Source organism: Bradyrhizobium genosp. P, from assembly GCF_049949265.1.
Classification (GTDB): Bacteria; Pseudomonadota; Alphaproteobacteria; order Rhizobiales; family Xanthobacteraceae; genus Bradyrhizobium.
In genome coordinates, this window is record NZ_CP188195.1 from 8,176,073 (window position 1) to 8,191,721 (window position 15,649).

Consider the following 15,649-nt stretch of genomic DNA (forward strand, 5'->3'; position numbering starts at 1 on the left):
CTCCTCCCGCCGGATTTTCACTCAACGCGCCATGCCTCCCAGCTTTCTAGATATCGTCGAGGAAGCGCGGCTCTCGGCGCGGGCCCTGCTCGACTATGGCGAGGGGTTCTTCAACCCGACGGTACGGCTCGGCGTCACCGGCCTGTCGCGCGCCGGCAAGACCGTGTTCATCACGGCGCTGGTGCACGGGCTGACACGGGGCGGCCGCTTCCCGGTGTTCGAGGCCTATGCCTCGGGGCGGATCGCACGCGCCCGCCTGGAGCCGCAACCCGACGATGCGGTGCCGCGCTTTGCCTATGAGAACCATGTCCGCACCCTGATCGAGGACCGGCGCTGGCCGAATTCGACCACCGACATCTCCGAACTCCGGCTCGTGATCGACTACCAGCGGCAAAATGGCGCAGACCGCACGCTCACCCTCGATATCGTCGACTATCCCGGCGAGTGGCTGCTCGATCTGCCGCTGCTGAACAAGAGCTACGAGCAGTGGTCGGCCGAGAGCCTGGCGCTGTCCCGCGAGGCCTTGCGCGCCAAACTCGCCTCACCCTGGCACGACTATCTCGGGACGTTGCAGCCGGAGGGGCGCGAGAACGAACAGGCGGCGCTGACCGAAGCAAGGCTGTTCACCGATTATTTGCGCGCCTGCCGCGACGATCGCTTTGCGATGAGCCTGCTGCCGCCGGGCCGCTTCCTGATGCCAGGCAATCTCGCCGATACGCCGGCGCTGACGTTTGCACCGCTCGATGTGCCCGTCGACGGCAGCGCACCGGACGGCTCGTTGTGGGCGATGATGCGGCGGCGCTACGAGGCGTACAAGGATGTCGTGGTCCGACCATTCTTTCGCGATCATTTCGCGCGGCTGGATCGCCAGATCGTGCTGGCGGATGCACTCGCCGCATTCAACGCGGGCCCGGAGGCACTGCACGATCTCGAGGCCGCGCTCGCCGGTATCCTCGATTGCTTCCGGATCGGCCGCAGCACGATCATAAGCTCGCTGTTCCGGCCGCGCATCGACCGCATCCTGTTCGCGGCGACCAAGGCCGATCACCTGCACCACCAAAGTCACGACCGGCTGGAAGCGGTGCTGCGGCGGATCGTGGCCAAGGCTGCCGAGCGCGCCCAATATGCCGGAGCTGAGATCGACGTGGTGGCGCTCGCGGCCGTGCGTGCCACCCGCGAGGCGCAGGTTCAGCGCGGCCGTGACAAATTGCCGTCGATCCTGGGCACGCCGGCACCGGGCGAACTCGCCAATGGCGAGACGCTGGACGGCGAAACGGAAGTGGCGACCTTTCCGGGCGACCTCCCCGATAATCCCGAGGAACTGTTCAGGGGCGACTTCCGCGGCCTGTCCAGCGCCGGCGCCGAGGCGGCCGATTTCCGCTTCCTGCGCTTCCGCCCGCCGAAGCTGGAGCGAAACGGCGATGCAGACCCTGTGCTGCCTCACATCCGCCTTGACCGCGCCCTCCAGTTCCTGATCGGAGACAAACTGCAATGAACGAGAAGACGCCCAACCGGCGGCCGGCGACGTTCAAGCTCGACGATCCCGGCGTGGTCGTGATGGATGTGGAGGACACGGGCCGCCTCGCCCGCGGCACGATCCAGATCGTGCCCGAGGCCGAGCCTGCGCAATTGCCTGCCACGGTCGACGTGCCCCTCGTTCCCGTGCGCCGCGGCTTTCACTGGGGCACGCTGTTCTGGAGCTCGGTCGCGGGCCTCGTGCTGCTTGGCACCGGGCTTGGCGTCATCAACCTGATCGAGGATTTGTTCGCGCGCAACGAGGGCCTCGGCGTCCTCGGGCTGGCCTTTGCGGTGATCGCGGCGGTCGCGCTGCTCGTCGTGATCGCGCGCGAGGCGGTCGGGCTGGCACGCCTTGCGACCATCGAGAAGCTGCATCTGCGCGCGGCCGAGGTGCTGCTCAGCGACGATCGCGCAGCGAGCCGGGCTGTTGTTGCCGATCTCATGAAGCTCGCGCACCAGACCCCGCGGCTCGCCCGCGCCCGCAGCGCGCTGCAAAGCCATACCGATGACATCATCGATGGCGCCGACATGATCCGCCTCGCCGAGCGCGAGCTGATGGCGCCGCTGGACGAGGAAGCGCGGCGGCTGGTGTCGTCGGCGGCGCAGCGCGTCTCCGTCGTCACCGCGGTCAGCCCGCGCGCGATGATCGACGTGCTGTTCGTGTTCGTGGCTTCGCTCAGGATGATCCGGCAGCTGGCGCGGCTCTATGGCGGCCGGCCCGGCGCGCTTGGCATGATCCGCCTTATGCGGCACGTGATCGCGCATCTCGCAATCACCGGCGGCATGGCGGCGAGTGACAGTTTGATCCAGCAGATGCTCGGCCACGGCATCGCAGCCAAACTCTCGCAGCGGCTCGGCGAAGGCATTCTCAACGGCCTGCTCACCGCACGGCTTGGGCTTGCCGCGATCGACGTGACCCGTCCGCTTCCGTTCAACGCGCTGCCCCGCCCGGCGCTCGCGGACCTCGCAAAGGATATGTTGAAGACACGCGAGGAAGAAGAATAGGACTCCTCGCCTCGCCCCGCTTGCGGGGAGAGGCCGGAGCGCATCGCCAGATGCGATCCGGGTGAGGGGGAGTCTCCGCAAATCCATCTCTCGCCGTCTGTACCCGGAGAGAGCCCCTCACCCCAACCCTCTCCCCGTAAGAACGGGGAGAGGGAGAAGTAACATTGTCGTGCGTGAGTCGATCAACATCGCCAGCACGCGCCAGCGGAAGAAGGGAGTGTCCGGCGGCGGCGACAGGTTCGGCGTCCAGCCGCTGATCTTCTCCAGCGAATAGATATCCATCACCATGTCGCGCCAGCTCCGCTCGACTCGTTCGAGCGGCTGCCGCACGGCGGTGGTTTCATTCCATAACGGGAGATTGTTCTCGGGCTCGCGTCCGACATATAGGCCGGCATGATCCTTGATCAGGCTCATGCCGGGATCGGCAAAGCCCTGGAAGCGGCCGCGCTCGTTGATCTCGACAACCGGCACACGCCCCCTCAGGAACCAGCGCAGCATCGAATAGGTGCGATAATCCGTAGTCGCGACCCAGGTCGCGCCGGTCGCCCGCAATTGCGCTTCCACGCGCGCGGCAACCAGACCATAGCCGGCCTCGGTGCCAACAGGATCGGTGCGGCCGATCAGATTCCATGGCGCGACCGTATAATACAGGAACACGCAGACGACGAAGACGATGCCCGACGTCACCGCGGTCCGCGCCCAGAATACGGTCGATTTGACCAACCGGACCGACCAGCCCTCGAATGGCATCCGCGTGACGTTGATGGCAACGGCCGCGAAGCCCGCCGGCCACAGGAACATCGGCCAGGTGTCTCCGACCCGCAGCGTCAGCGACTTCCACAGGAAGTAGGCGAATGGCACGATCACGGCGGTCGACAGCAGGATCGCGACCGGCTCGCGGCCGCGATAGCCGCGCCACGCCGTCAGCGCCGTGCCGAACAGTACCACCGGCAGCAGCACGAAGCCGACCAGGCCGAACTGGATGCCGATGAACTCGCCGAAGGTGCGCAGCAAGAATGCGTGATCGGCCGTGGCGCGCACCGACTGGAAGCGGAACGAGGCCCAATCATGCTCGGCATTCCAGATCAACACCGGCGAAAACACAATGATCGCGATCAGGGCGGCGAGGTAAGGGTACGGGCTGCGCAGCCAGCGCCACCGCCAATCCGGCACCAGCGCAAAGGCGAGCACGGCCGGCGCCAGCATGATGCCGGTGAATTTCGACAATAGCGACAGCCCGGCAAACAGGCCAGCGGCAAGCCACCAGCGTCCGTCATTGCTCTGCGCTGTCAGCACCAGCGACCACAACATCGCGACCGTAAACGGGATCAGCGCGGTGTCGGGCGCGACCTTGGCCATCAGCAGCCCGTAATAGAGCGCGGCTTCCGGCAGAAGCAGCGCCAGCACGACGGCGCGGACATTGTTGCTCGTGACGCGGCGGACGATGTCGGCAAGCAGGAGCTGGGTGACCAGCATTCCCACGATGCCGCTGAGGCGGACACCGAGATTGGTATCGCCGAAGATCGCGGTTCCGAAGTGAATGAACCAGGCGATCATGGGGGGATGATCGAGGAAGGACAGCACGCTCTCCTTCGACCAGGTCCAGTAATAGGCCTCGTCGGTGCGCAGATCCAACACCGAGGCATAAACCAGCCGCATCGCGGTCATCGCCGCGATCACGGCCACCACGGCCGTCCAATTGGGCCCGCGCGAACGGGCCGGCTTGACGTTGATGTTATCGGCGGGGGCACTCGTCACGGCGGGCTTTTTGTTCGACTCTTGAGGGGGTGTCAACGTGTTAAGGCGCCCGTTGTCACTCCTTGATCACCTTGGCGCGGGACGGTGGTATTCATCGCGGGAATTAAACACTAGATTGCCGATCATGAATCACATGGCCTCCCCTTCGCGCGAGCATTTGCAGGAGATGGTCCGCGGCGTCGGCCTGCGGCAGGTCCGCCTGGTCAGCGGCGCGATCATGTTTGCCTATCTGGTCAGCCATTTCCTCAACCACGCGCTCGGCAATATCTCGATGGAGGCGCTGGCGATCGGCGTCCACTACCATACCGAGTTCTGGCGGTTCCTGCCGGTCGCGATCGTGTTCTATGGGGCCTGTCTGGTGCATACCTCGCTCGGCATCTGGGCGCTGTACCAGCGCCGTGAATTCGGCTGGAAGGCGCTCGAGCCGCTGCAGCTCGTGCTAGGCTTGAGCATCCCGATGCTGATCGTGACCCACGTCGTCGGCGCGCGTCTCGGCCAAACCCTGTTCGGGCATCAGAAACTCTATCCGCAGGAGCTCTATTCGTTCTTCATCGCGTCACCGAACCGGATATGGACGATGCTCGCGGTGCTGGTCATCGCCTGGGTGCATGGCTGCATCGGCCTGTTTTTCTGGTTGCGGCTGCGCCCGTTCTTCAAGCGCGCCGCACCGTTCCTGCTCGCCGCCGCCGTGCTGATCCCGACGCTGGCGATGCTCGGCGTCTACCAGGCCGGCCGCATCACGATCGCCGACCACGAGGATGCCGCCTGGCGGCACGAGGAGTTGTCGGTGGACAAGCTTGGGACGGCAGCCCAGGGAGCCGTGCTCGACGACATCGCGAATGGCCTGACGATCGGCTATCTCGGCCTGCTCTGCCTCGTCGTCATCGCACGCGGCGCGCGCACCCTGCTCGAGCGCCGCGGCGGCATGATCGCGCTGTCCTACGGCAACGGCCGCACCGTCCGGGTGCCGAAGGGATTGAGCGTGCTGGAAGCGAGCCTGCGCAACGACGTACCGCATGCCAGCGTTTGCGGCGGCCGTGCGCGGTGCTCGACCTGCCGCATCCGCATCATCGGCGACTGCGCCGGTTTGCCGGAGCCCTCGCCCCGCGAGGCCTTTGTGCTGCACCGGGTCGGTACCGACGACCCGTCGATCCGGCTCGCCTGCCAGTTGCGGCCGACCACCGACCTGACGTTCTTCCAGCTGTTCCTGCCACACATGATGTCGGCCAATGCGTACGCCACCAACCCGGCTCAGATCGGCGAGGAGCGTTATCTCGTCAGCATGTTCGTCGACATGCGCGGCTCGACCCAGCTCGCCGAGAAGCGGCTGCCGTTCGACACCGTCTTCATCGTCAACCGCTTCCTCGGCGCGGTCTCGCAGGCGGTGCTGGAATCCGGCGGACGGCCGAACCAGTTCATCGGCGACGGCATGCTGGCGCTGTTCGGGCTGACTACCAGCCGGCAGGAGGCGTGCCGCCAGGCGCTGCGCGCCGCGGCGCTGATCGCGGCCAATGTCGACGAGCTGAACCAGTTCCTCAGCCACGACTTGCATGAGCCGATCCGCTTCGGCATCGGTATCCATGGCGGCGAGGTGATCGTCGGCGACATCGGCTATCGCGACCACATGGTGTTCACCGCGCTCGGCGATGCCGTCAACGTCGCAGCGAGGCTGCAGGATATGACCAAGAGCCTGGCCTGCGAGGCAGTGATCTCGGACGAGGTGCGCATCACCGCGGGACTTGCCGGCGACGCATTGCCGGCGCAGGAGGTCGCGATCCGCGGCCGCAACGAGCCGATAAGCGTGCGCACAATCGTGTCGACATGCATATTGTCGGCGCTCGTCGGCAACGAGCGTGCGGTTGCGGCCTGAGGGGTTCACAGGCTGCACCATCGACCGTGATCTGCCGCACACCTGAACACACGTTCAGCAAGTGTTCTCGAACGCGCGCTCTGCAGCGGGCGACTGACGGACGATGGGCAATACCGCAACCCGCGCCGCGACAGAGCTCAACGCGCATTTGAAGGAGACCACCATGTTTCGCAAAGTGACCCTTGCTCTCGCCACCGCCGCCACGCTCGCTGCCGCCGCGCTGGCGCCGACCGCTGCTTCCGCCAAGCCGTTTGGCTGGGGCGGCGGCTTTCATCATCACTGGGGCCGCGGCTTCGGCGTCGGCTACGTCGACTCCGGCTGCTACGTCAGCCGTCTGGTCCTGACGCCCTTCGGCTATCGCTATCGCACCGTGAATGTCTGCGCGTACTGATCGAACCTTCCGGCTTGATTGAAACGCCCCGGCCGCCGACGCGGCCGGGGCTTTTCGTTGTTGCAACGCAATGCCTGAGGACGCTGCGAAAGCATCGATTGACTTGCGGTTCCCCAATGCGACATTTGTCGCCTGCGTGCATTCGTGGGCCGAGTGCGCGCAGCTAGCCTTGAGTCTGGTGATGACCAGCTCAAACAGAACAGCTTCGGAGGAAGCGGAATGCTCGATCGACGAGATCTGATGAAGCGCGCCGGGTTGGCCGCTTTGGTGACGGGGTTGGGGTCAAGGGGCGCGCTCGCGCTCGACACGGTGACACTTCCCTTCGGCAATGGCGGACGGCCGCTGGTGCGCTACCCGCAGAAGCGCCCGATGATCGGCCTCACCAGCCGGCCGCCACAACTGGAAACGCCGTTTGCGATCTTCAACGACGGACCGATCACGCCGAACAACGCGTTCTTCGTCCGCTATCACCTCGCCGGCATCCCTTATGATCTCGACCCTGATGCCTTCACGCTCGAGATCAAGGGCAAAGTGGATAAACCGCTGAAGCTGTCGCTGAAGGACATCAGGAAAATGAAGGCGACCGAGCTCGTCGCCGTCAATCAATGCTCCGGCAACAGCCGCGGCTTCTTCAATCCGCGGGTCGCCGGCGGACAGCTCGGCAACGGCGCGATGGGCAACGCGCGCTGGCACGGCGTACCGCTGAAGACACTGCTCGACATGGCCGGCGTCCAGGCCGGCGCCAAGCAGGTCACCTTCAACGGCATGGACGGTCCGGTGATGGAGACGACACCCGACTTCGTCAAGGCGCTTGACATCGACCACGCGCGCGACGGCGAGGTGATGCTGGCCTATGGCATGAACGGCGAGGATTTGCCGTTCCTCAACGGCTTCCCGCTCCGCCTCATCGTGCCCGGATATTACGGCACCTACTGGGTGAAGCACCTCAACGAGATCACCGTCGTCGACGACGTGTTCGACGGCTTCTGGATGAAATCCGCCTACCGGATTCCGGACACACCCAACAACGCGGTCGAGCCCGGCACCGCGCCGAAGGCGACGATCCCGATTAACCGCCTCACGGTACGCTCGTTCATCACCAACGTCACCGACGGCGCCAGGCTGAAGGCAGGCCGCACCATGTTACGCGGCATCGCCTTCGACGGCGGCAAGGGCATCAAGGAGGTCGCGGTCTCGACCGACGGTGGCAAGACCTGGACACCGGCGAAGCTCGGCAAGGATCTCGGCAAATATTCGTTCCGCGAATGGAAGCTGAAGGTCGCGCTCGCCGCCGGCCCCTCCGATCTGAAGGTGCGCGCCACCAACATGGCCGGCGACACCCAGCCGATGGATCCGCTGTGGAATCCGGCCGGCTACCTGCGCAACGTCGTCGAAACCGTGCACGTCAGCGCGGCGTGAGGAGAAGCATTATGAAGCGCAAGCTGCTCCCCGCGTTCGCCGCGATATCAATCCTTTCGATCGTCGCGGCCGCTGCCACGCCGGTGAACTACGCGCTCCCCGAGGAAACAGCGGCGTTCAAGCCCGGCCCCAACCTCGAGGTCGTGCAGAACAACTGCACTGCCTGCCACTCGGCCGACTACATCAACACCCAGCCGCAGGGCGAGAAGTTCAAGAAGGATTTCTGGCAAGCCGAAGTGACCAAGATGATCGAGGTCTATGGCGCGCCGATCGACAATGCCGAAATCGGCAAGATCGTCGAGTACCTCGCCGCGACCTATTGACAGAATACGACTGTCCCCTGCGCGCTCGCAAGAACTCGCGCGCAGGGGCGACATTTTCCGGCGTCGATCGAGCGGGAACCGTCCGATCTTGCAGCGCATCAATTGACCACGAAACAGGCAGATTGGCGCTAGAGCCCCGCAAAACCGGGTGTTTCCAGGTGAAAACACACCGTCGTTTGATCTACCCAGCCTTTTGCAAACTGCTATCCTGCTCGGTGCGGACAAGCTGGTTTGTGCGGGGATCGGCGGGTCTGATTTCGTTTGATTCCGCGGAGACGACTGGAATGGCTAAAGGTACAGTGAAGTGGTTCAATCCGACCAAGGGTTATGGATTCATCCAGCCCGCATCGGGCGGCAAGGACATTTTCGTGCATATTTCAGCGGTTCAGAAGGCTGGCCTCCAGTCGCTCAATGAAGGCCAGACGGTCGAGTACGACGAGATTGCAAATCGCGGCAAGACGTCGGCCGAGAATCTGAAGGTCTAGCGCGTCAGCGCCAGACCAAACGGCGCAGTCTCGGACGTCATCCGGGAGTGGGGCCGAACCATCAATCAGGACAACGTGATGTTCGGCGGAGCGGGCACAGCGCCCGCGCGCCATGACGTCGAACCGCTGAATGACATAGGGGCGCGCTAGCCGTCCGTAAGCCTTACAGGCAGGTGCCGCCCTGGCCAGAGCCGCACGGCACCTTCTTCGACAATTCCTGGATCTTGCGCTTGGACTCCGCCTGCGCCAGCACGTCGAACACGCTCGACGGCGCGAGCTGCGTGGCCTTGCGGAAATCGTCGGTCGCCTTGCCGGGGTGGTTGAGCGCCTCATGCGCCTTGGCGCGGGCGAACAGCCCCTCCACCGTCTCCTTCTGCGCGATGGCCCGGTCGAGATCCTCGATCGCCTTGGCGTGGTCGTGCAGCGCCGACCAGGTGATGCCGCGCAACATCAGCGCCGGCTGATAGTCCGGCCGCGTGCTCAGGACGAGATTGAGATCCTTCATCGCGTCGTCGGGCTTCTTCAGCCCGAGATAAGCCCGCGCCCGCAACACATGTGCAAAGGGATCGTTGGGCGCCTTGGCGACGATCTGGTCAAAGGCGGGAACGGCGCGGTCAAATTGCGCCGAGGTCAGCATCGCCAGCGCGCGGCCGAGCTGGGCGGTGGGATTGTTGGGATTCCGTTCCAGCACGCCATTGATGTCGACCAGCCCCTCGTCGGTGCGGCCTTTCAACAGCAACGCTAGTCCGCGCCAGGATTTTGCGAGCTGATTGGCCGGCGAAAGTGTCAGCGCCTGGTCGAAATCGAGCAGCGCCTTGTCGGTCTGGTTGAGGCTGACATAAGCGAGCCCGCGCTCGGTGAAGGCGAATGTATCCTTGGCGTTGAGGGCGATCGAATGATCATAATCGGCGAGCGCATCCTGCTGTTTGCCGGTGCTGGACTTGACGAGGCCGCGGGCCAGATAGGCCATCGCATTGTTCGGATCGAGCGCAAGGGCGTGGGTCGCATCGGCCATCGCATCATCGAATTGCCGAAGCGCCGCCAGGGTGACCGCGCGGAAGGCGATCAGTGGCGCGTCGTTCGGCTTGAGCTTGAGCAGATCGTTGATGTCGTTGCGCGCCTCCGCGAACCGGCCGAGCCCCGAATAGGCCACCATGCGCAGCCGCAGCGCGCCCTCGTTGCGGGGATCGCCACTCAGCACCTGGTTGAGATTTGTGACCGCGCCCAGGTAATTGCCCTGTGCGATGAACAGTTTTGCCTGGTCGATCTGCTGGTTGGTCGAGGCGGTCACCGGCGCGCCGGGCGGGGCCACGGGGGCCGCAGGCGCGGCCTGAACCGGTGCGGCCGGTGGCGGCGGGCGCGTGGGCGTCGTGCCGGCTTTGGCCAGTTCGGCCTGCATGGCGACCGCCTGCTGGCGCTGCTGCTGAACCTCCTTGTTGTCGGGCAGCAACGTCAGCAGCTTGTCGAAATCGGCAATGGCTCTGATGTAATCGCCCTTGGCGCTGTAGAGCTGGCCGCGCGCAAAATAGGCGCCGCGGTCGGTCTGCGGCGCCTGTGCGATGGCACGCGAGAAATCCTCGATCGCGTGATCTATATCGCCCTTGCGGCGATAGGCCTGGCCGCGCCAGTAAAACGCGTATTGCGCGCTCGGATTGATCGCGAGCGCCGTATTGACGTCGGCCAGCGCGGCATCGAGCTGCGCGGTTTCGATATGTGCCCGCGCCCGCCCGACATGGGCCGCGGCGAGATCCTGACGCAGCGCGATCGCCTGGTCGTAATCCGCAAGCGCCTCCGACCAGGCATGTTGGTCATTGCGCAGATTGCCGCGCGCCAGGAAGGCGATCGCGTTCTTCGGCTCGAGCTCGATCGCGCGGTCGAAATCGGCGCGGGCCTGATCGAGACTGCCCTTGCGCTGCCGCACATAGCCGCGCGCGAGCAGCGCCGGCACGAATTGCGGGTTCACTTGCAATGCGGCTTCGGCATCACCAAGCGCCTGGTCGGTTTTCCCGCGGGCGACATAAAAGCGTGAGCGAGCTGCGAAGGCCTTGGTCCGATCCTCAGCGGAGCGCGCGGCGTCGTTGATGATGGCCGAACAGGCCGCCTCGACCTTGTCCTGCGCCGGCCCATTGCAATCCTCGACGTCGCCCGCCTGCGCCGGCCCGAATGCCGCGAACGATAACAGCAGCACGCCCGTCAGAAACAAAGAGAAATGAGCGCCGCGCCTTACGACATCAATACAGCTCGCGCACAACTGCATTTCCTGACCCCGGCACCGATTGAACGCTTTTTGTATCCCTACAATCAATGCGAGTGGAACGCCACGGCGCGGACGGCGCGGACGGCGCGGCGGCCAAATTCAACCGCTCAATCTTCCGTCACCCATTGGGCGACGGTCATGACGTCGGGCGGCTGCAGATAGCCGCGTGGCCAGAGGTCGACGGCCCATTCCACCTTGGTCGCGCGCTCGACCAGCACGGCGGTGTTGTGCGGCGTCTGCATCAGGTGAAACCCGCGATAATGGGGATCGCCGACGTCGTGAAATTTGAACAGGTTCCAGTCCTGCAGCACCAGCATCAGGCTCGTGGTGTTGCGGGTGGTGTCCCAGCAATCGTAATTGTGCTTGTCGTCGTTGGCGCGGAAGTCGGCGCTCGCCACGCGCTTGTCGGTGCCGAGGATGGGTCCCATGTGGCGGTCGAGCCAGATCACCGCCTTCTGCGTCGCCGCACGTTCGGCGGCGGCGCTGGCGCGGCCGCCGGCCATGATCTTGCTCAGCGCCGCCTTGTCGCCCGCGGTGAAATAGACCATCTCGCGACGCCTGCAGACGAAGCCGTAGCAGACCGTCATCGTCGTCGCCGACGGCGGATAGATCGACACCGAGGAATAGAGCTGCATGATGCCCGAGCTGAGCTCGGCCGCTCCCGCCGGCACCGCTGTCAGCGATGACAGCACAAAGGCCGCCAGTGCGCCGGCAAATCCGGCGCGCCTCACTCGTATCGGCTGATCGGCGTCTTGCATGATGGCTGCCCCAATGGGAGGCAGAATTAACGCGCCCGGGCGGCGATGCCAATACGCTGGGCGTATGGCTGTGGATCACGAGGATGTCAGCCGACCGGGAGCGGCGCGTCGCGCTTGACCTCTTCCATCACGGCGTAGGTTCGCGTCTCGCGCACGCCCGGTAGAGCCAGCAGGGTTTCGCCAAGGAACCGGCGATAGGCGGTCATATTGGCGACCCGCGCCTTGATGAGGTAGTCGAAGCCGCCGGCCACCATATGGCACTCCAGCACTTCCGGCGCGGTCTGAACCGCCTTTGCGAACCGCTCGAACACGTCGGGCGTGGTCTTGTCGAGCAGCACCTCGACGAACACCAGCAAGCCCAACCCCAGCAAATGCGGGTTGAGCCGGGCGCCATAACCCTCGACAAAACCGTCGCGTTGCAGCCTCTTTAGCCGCTCGCCGACCGAGGTCGGCGATAGCCCGATGCGTTCCGCAAGTTCCACATTGGCGATCCGGCCATCCCCTTGCAAAATGGAGAGGATTCTGCGGTCAATCTTGTCGATATCTGTCATATCTGCGGTCATATCATTGATTATCGTGATTATCTAAGGCAAAAGTGCCAATTTGTCTATCGAACTGCAGTTCGCTCACGGGTAGGTTCCACGCAACCCACGGGAACAGCCATGCCAGACACCTCTCCTCTCCCCCCGCCGTTCAGCGCGCCTTACGCACCCGATGATGCGGCCATCGCGGTCGGCCTGCTGCAAGACGCCAGGCTCGACGCGGACCGTGAGGCACGGATCGATCGTACCGCGACGCGCCTGATCGGGGCCATCAGGACCAACGACGATCGGCTCGGTGGGGTCGAGGACATGCTGCGGGAATTCGCGCTCTCAACCAAGGAGGGGCTGGCACTGATGGTGCTGGCGGAGGCGCTGTTGCGGGTGCCCGATGCGCACACTGCCGACCAGTTCATCGAGGACAAGCTCGGCCAGGGCGACTTTATCAACCACGAGATCAAGTCGAGCGCGTTCCTGGTCAACGCGTCGGCATGGGCGCTCGGGATGTCGGCCCGGGTGATCCAGCCCGGCGAGACGCCCCAGGGAACGATCGGGCGACTGACCAAACGGCTCGGCGCACCGGCCGTGCGCGCGGCGACGCGGCAGGCGATGCGCCTGATGGGCAGCCATTTCGTGCTCGGCGAAACCATCGAGGCCGCGTTGGCCCGCGCACAATCGCATTCGGGCCGCGGCGCGCGCTATTCCTTCGACATGCTCGGCGAGGGTGCCCGCACCGCCGACGACGCCGATCGCTATTTCGAGTCCTACGCGCGCGCGATCGCAGCGATCGGTCACGCAGCCGGCGAGCGCCCCCTGCCCGACCGGCCCGGCATCTCCGTCAAGCTCTCGGCGCTGCATCCACGCTTCGAGGCAGTGAGCCGCGCGCGGGTGATGACCGAACTGGTGCCGCGACTGGTCGATCTGGCACGCCGCGCCCAGGCGTTCGACCTCAACTTCACGGTCGATGCCGAAGAGGCCGACCGGCTCGAACTGTCGCTCGATGTGCTCGCCGCCGCTTTCGCAGATCCGTCGCTGTCCGGCTGGAGCGGCTTTGGCCTTGCGATCCAAGCCTATCAGAAGCGCGCCACGGAGGTGATCGATCATGTCGATGCACTCGCGCGTGGGCTGAACCGCAAGATGATGGTGCGGCTGGTCAAGGGCGCCTATTGGGACACCGAGATCAAGCGCGCGCAGGAACGCGGGCTCGACGGCTATCCGGTATTTACCCGCAAGGCGATGACCGACCTCAACTACGTCGCCTGCGCGCGAAAGCTGCTGGCGCTGCGGCCGCGGCTGTTTCCGCAATTCGCCACCCACAATGCGCTGACGGTCGCGACCATCCTCGAACTCGCCGACGACGCCACGAGGTTCGAATTCCAGCGGCTGCACGGCATGGGCGAAGCGCTGTATGCGCAACTCGGCAATGACCGGCCGGAGATCGCCTATCGCACCTATGCGCCGGTCGGCAGCCACCGCGACCTGCTCGCCTATCTGGTGCGGCGGCTGCTCGAGAACGGCGCCAACTCTTCCTTTGTCGCGCTCGCGGCCGACGACAAGGTGCCGGTCGCGAGCCTGCTGCACCGCCCCGCCGAGATCATCGGCACTGACGACAATGCCAATCATCCGGAGATTCCGCTGCCGGCCGACCTCTATCGGCCGCAGCGCGAGAATTCATACGGCATCGAGTTCGGCGAACGCGCTGCACTCGACAAGCTCACATCGGCGATATCAGCCGCGAAGGTTGCGCGCGCTGTCGCCGCCTCGTTCACGGCGGAGCAGGCCAATGCGACCGTTGTCGCCGCGCGCCGCGGCTTCAAGGCGTGGAACCGGACGCCGGCTTTGCGCCGTGCCGACATTCTGGACAAGGCTGCTGAGCTGCTGGAGCAGCGCCGCGCGCACTTCATTGCGCTGTTGCAGAGCGAGGGCGGCAAGACGCTCGACGATGCGCTCTCCGAAGTGCGCGAGGCAACCGATTTCTGCCGCTACTACGCAGCGCTCGGGCGAAAACTGTTCGGCGACGGCGAAGTGATGCCGGGGCCGACAGGCGAAAGCAATTTGCTGACCTTGCGCGGCCGTGGCGCCTTCGTCGCGATCTCGCCGTGGAACTTTCCGCTGGCGATCTTTTTGGGCCAAGTCACCGCCGCGCTGATGGCGGGCAACGCAGTGGTCGCAAAGCCGGCCGAGCAGACGCCGCTGGTCGCAGCCGAGACCGTCCGGCTGCTCCATGAAGCCGGCGTACCGGCGTCAGTGCTGCACCTCGTCCAGGGCGACGGCCCGATCGGCGCCGCGCTGGTCGCGCATCCCGACATCGCCGGCGTCGTCTTCACCGGCTCGACCGAGGTTGCGCGGTCGATCAACCGGACGCTGGCGGCCAAGGATGGTCCGATCGTCCCGCTGATCGCGGAGACCGGCGGCATCAATGCGATGATCGTCGATGCCACCGCACTGCCCGAACAGGTCGCCGACGACGTCGTGATGTCGGCGTTCCGCTCGGCCGGCCAGCGCTGCTCGGCGTTGCGACTGTTGTTCGTGCAGGACGACGTCGCCGATCGCATGATCGAGATGATCGCGGGCGCGGCGCGCGAATTGAAGCTCGGCGACCCCCTGGATTCTGCCACGCATATCGGGCCGGTGATCGATGTCGAGGCAAAGCAGCGGCTCGATGCGCATATCGCGCGCATGAAGAAGGAGGCGCGCGTGCATCTCGCCGGCGAGGCGCCCGCCGGCAATTTCGTGGCGCCGCATATCTTCGAACTGTCGGATGCCGGCCAGCTCACCGAAGAAGTCTTCGGCCCGATCCTCCATGTGGTGCGCTATCGGGCCGACAAATTCCGCGACGTGCTGGCTGCGATCGAGGCGACCGGCTTCGGGTTGACGCTTGGCATCCATTCGCGGATCGACGACACGGTCGAGGACGTGATCGATCGCTTGCAGGTCGGTAACATCTACGTCAACCGTAACATGATCGGCGCCGTGGTCGGCGTGCAGCCATTCGGCGGCAGCGGTCTCTCCGGCACCGGCCCCAAGGCCGGTGGCCCGCATTACCTGGCGCGGTTCGCGACCGAGCAGACGGTGACGATCAACACCGCCGCCGCAGGTGGCAACGCAGCGTTGATGGCGGGAGTGAAGTAAAATATCAACCGCCGTCATTCCGGGATGGTGCGTCAGCACCAGACCTCAGATGCACAATTGTGCATCGGGGAATCTCGAGATTCTCGGGTGCGCAAGTGCGCACCCTGGTTCGATGCTTCGCATCGCCCCGGAATGACTTGGTTGCATCGTGCCCCCGAGATGGGTCAAATGGCGGTTCGATCGGGATCATCGCA

At 65.0% G+C, this 15,649-nt stretch carries 12 protein-coding genes; 8 read left to right on the top strand and 4 right to left on the bottom strand.

From position 1 onward, the window contains the following. Positions 1-31 precede the first annotated feature (31 nt). Positions 32-1,495, top strand: coding sequence for a YcjX family protein (locus tag ACP2YO_RS39285; protein WP_426436517.1), 1,464 nt, complete (start codon positions 32-34; stop codon positions 1,493-1,495). Continuing rightward, positions 1,492-2,523 (top strand): YcjF family protein, encoded by a 1,032-nt coding sequence (locus ACP2YO_RS39290; protein ID WP_426436519.1) that lies wholly within the window; start codon positions 1,492-1,494, stop codon positions 2,521-2,523. The genes ACP2YO_RS39285 and ACP2YO_RS39290 overlap by 4 nt, the downstream gene beginning before the upstream one ends. 117 nt (positions 2,524-2,640) lie before the next feature. Here ACP2YO_RS39290 and ACP2YO_RS39295 read toward each other — a convergent pair whose 3' ends face one another. Beyond that, positions 2,641-4,191, bottom strand: a complete 1,551-nt coding sequence (locus ACP2YO_RS39295; RefSeq protein WP_426443426.1) for a glycosyltransferase family 39 protein — start codon at positions 4,189-4,191, stop codon at positions 2,641-2,643. A gap of 223 nt (positions 4,192-4,414) precedes the next feature. Between ACP2YO_RS39295 and ACP2YO_RS39300 the strand changes: the two genes are divergently transcribed. The 5 genes from ACP2YO_RS39300 to ACP2YO_RS39320 all read left to right on the top strand — a co-directional run bounded on the left by ACP2YO_RS39300 (position 4,415) and on the right by ACP2YO_RS39320 (position 8,769). Beyond that, complete coding sequence (locus ACP2YO_RS39300; RefSeq protein WP_426443427.1) at positions 4,415-6,151, top strand: adenylate/guanylate cyclase domain-containing protein; 1,737 nt, start codon at positions 4,415-4,417, stop codon at positions 6,149-6,151. A gap of 163 nt (positions 6,152-6,314) precedes the next feature. Beyond that, positions 6,315-6,542 (top strand): hypothetical protein, encoded by a 228-nt coding sequence (locus tag ACP2YO_RS39305; RefSeq protein WP_426443428.1) that lies wholly within the window; start codon positions 6,315-6,317, stop codon positions 6,540-6,542. 219 nt (positions 6,543-6,761) lie between these two features. Further along, entirely contained in the window at positions 6,762-7,961 is a 1,200-nt protein-coding gene (locus ACP2YO_RS39310; RefSeq protein WP_426436521.1) for a molybdopterin-dependent oxidoreductase, read from the top strand. Positions 7,962-7,972: 11 nt separating this feature from the next. Beyond that, positions 7,973-8,284, top strand: coding sequence for a cytochrome c (locus tag ACP2YO_RS39315; RefSeq protein ID WP_426436523.1), 312 nt, complete (start codon positions 7,973-7,975; stop codon positions 8,282-8,284). 284 nt (positions 8,285-8,568) lie between these two features. Then, positions 8,569-8,769, top strand: coding sequence for a cold-shock protein (locus ACP2YO_RS39320; RefSeq protein ID WP_426436525.1), 201 nt, complete (start codon positions 8,569-8,571; stop codon positions 8,767-8,769). A 163-nt stretch (positions 8,770-8,932) separates the two neighbouring features. On the opposite strand, the gene ACP2YO_RS39325 is transcribed toward ACP2YO_RS39320, so the two are convergent. The 3 genes from ACP2YO_RS39325 to ACP2YO_RS39335 form a co-directional block, all read right to left on the bottom strand. Continuing rightward, positions 8,933-10,972: a tetratricopeptide repeat protein gene (locus ACP2YO_RS39325; protein ID WP_426436527.1), complete on the bottom strand. Its 2,040-nt coding sequence runs from the start codon at positions 10,970-10,972 to the stop codon at positions 8,933-8,935. A gap of 161 nt (positions 10,973-11,133) precedes the next feature. Further along, positions 11,134-11,784 (bottom strand): hypothetical protein, encoded by a 651-nt coding sequence (locus tag ACP2YO_RS39330; protein WP_426436529.1) that lies wholly within the window; start codon positions 11,782-11,784, stop codon positions 11,134-11,136. Positions 11,785-11,870: 86 nt separating this feature from the next. Continuing rightward, complete coding sequence (locus ACP2YO_RS39335; protein WP_426443429.1) at positions 11,871-12,335, bottom strand: Lrp/AsnC ligand binding domain-containing protein; 465 nt, start codon at positions 12,333-12,335, stop codon at positions 11,871-11,873. 111 nt (positions 12,336-12,446) lie between these two features. On the opposite strand from ACP2YO_RS39335, the gene putA reads away from it, so the two are divergent. After that, a complete protein-coding gene (gene putA, locus ACP2YO_RS39340; RefSeq protein WP_426436531.1) occupies positions 12,447-15,455 on the top strand; it encodes a bifunctional proline dehydrogenase/L-glutamate gamma-semialdehyde dehydrogenase PutA in 3,009 nt (1,002 codons plus the stop codon). Positions 15,456-15,649 lie beyond the last annotated feature (194 nt).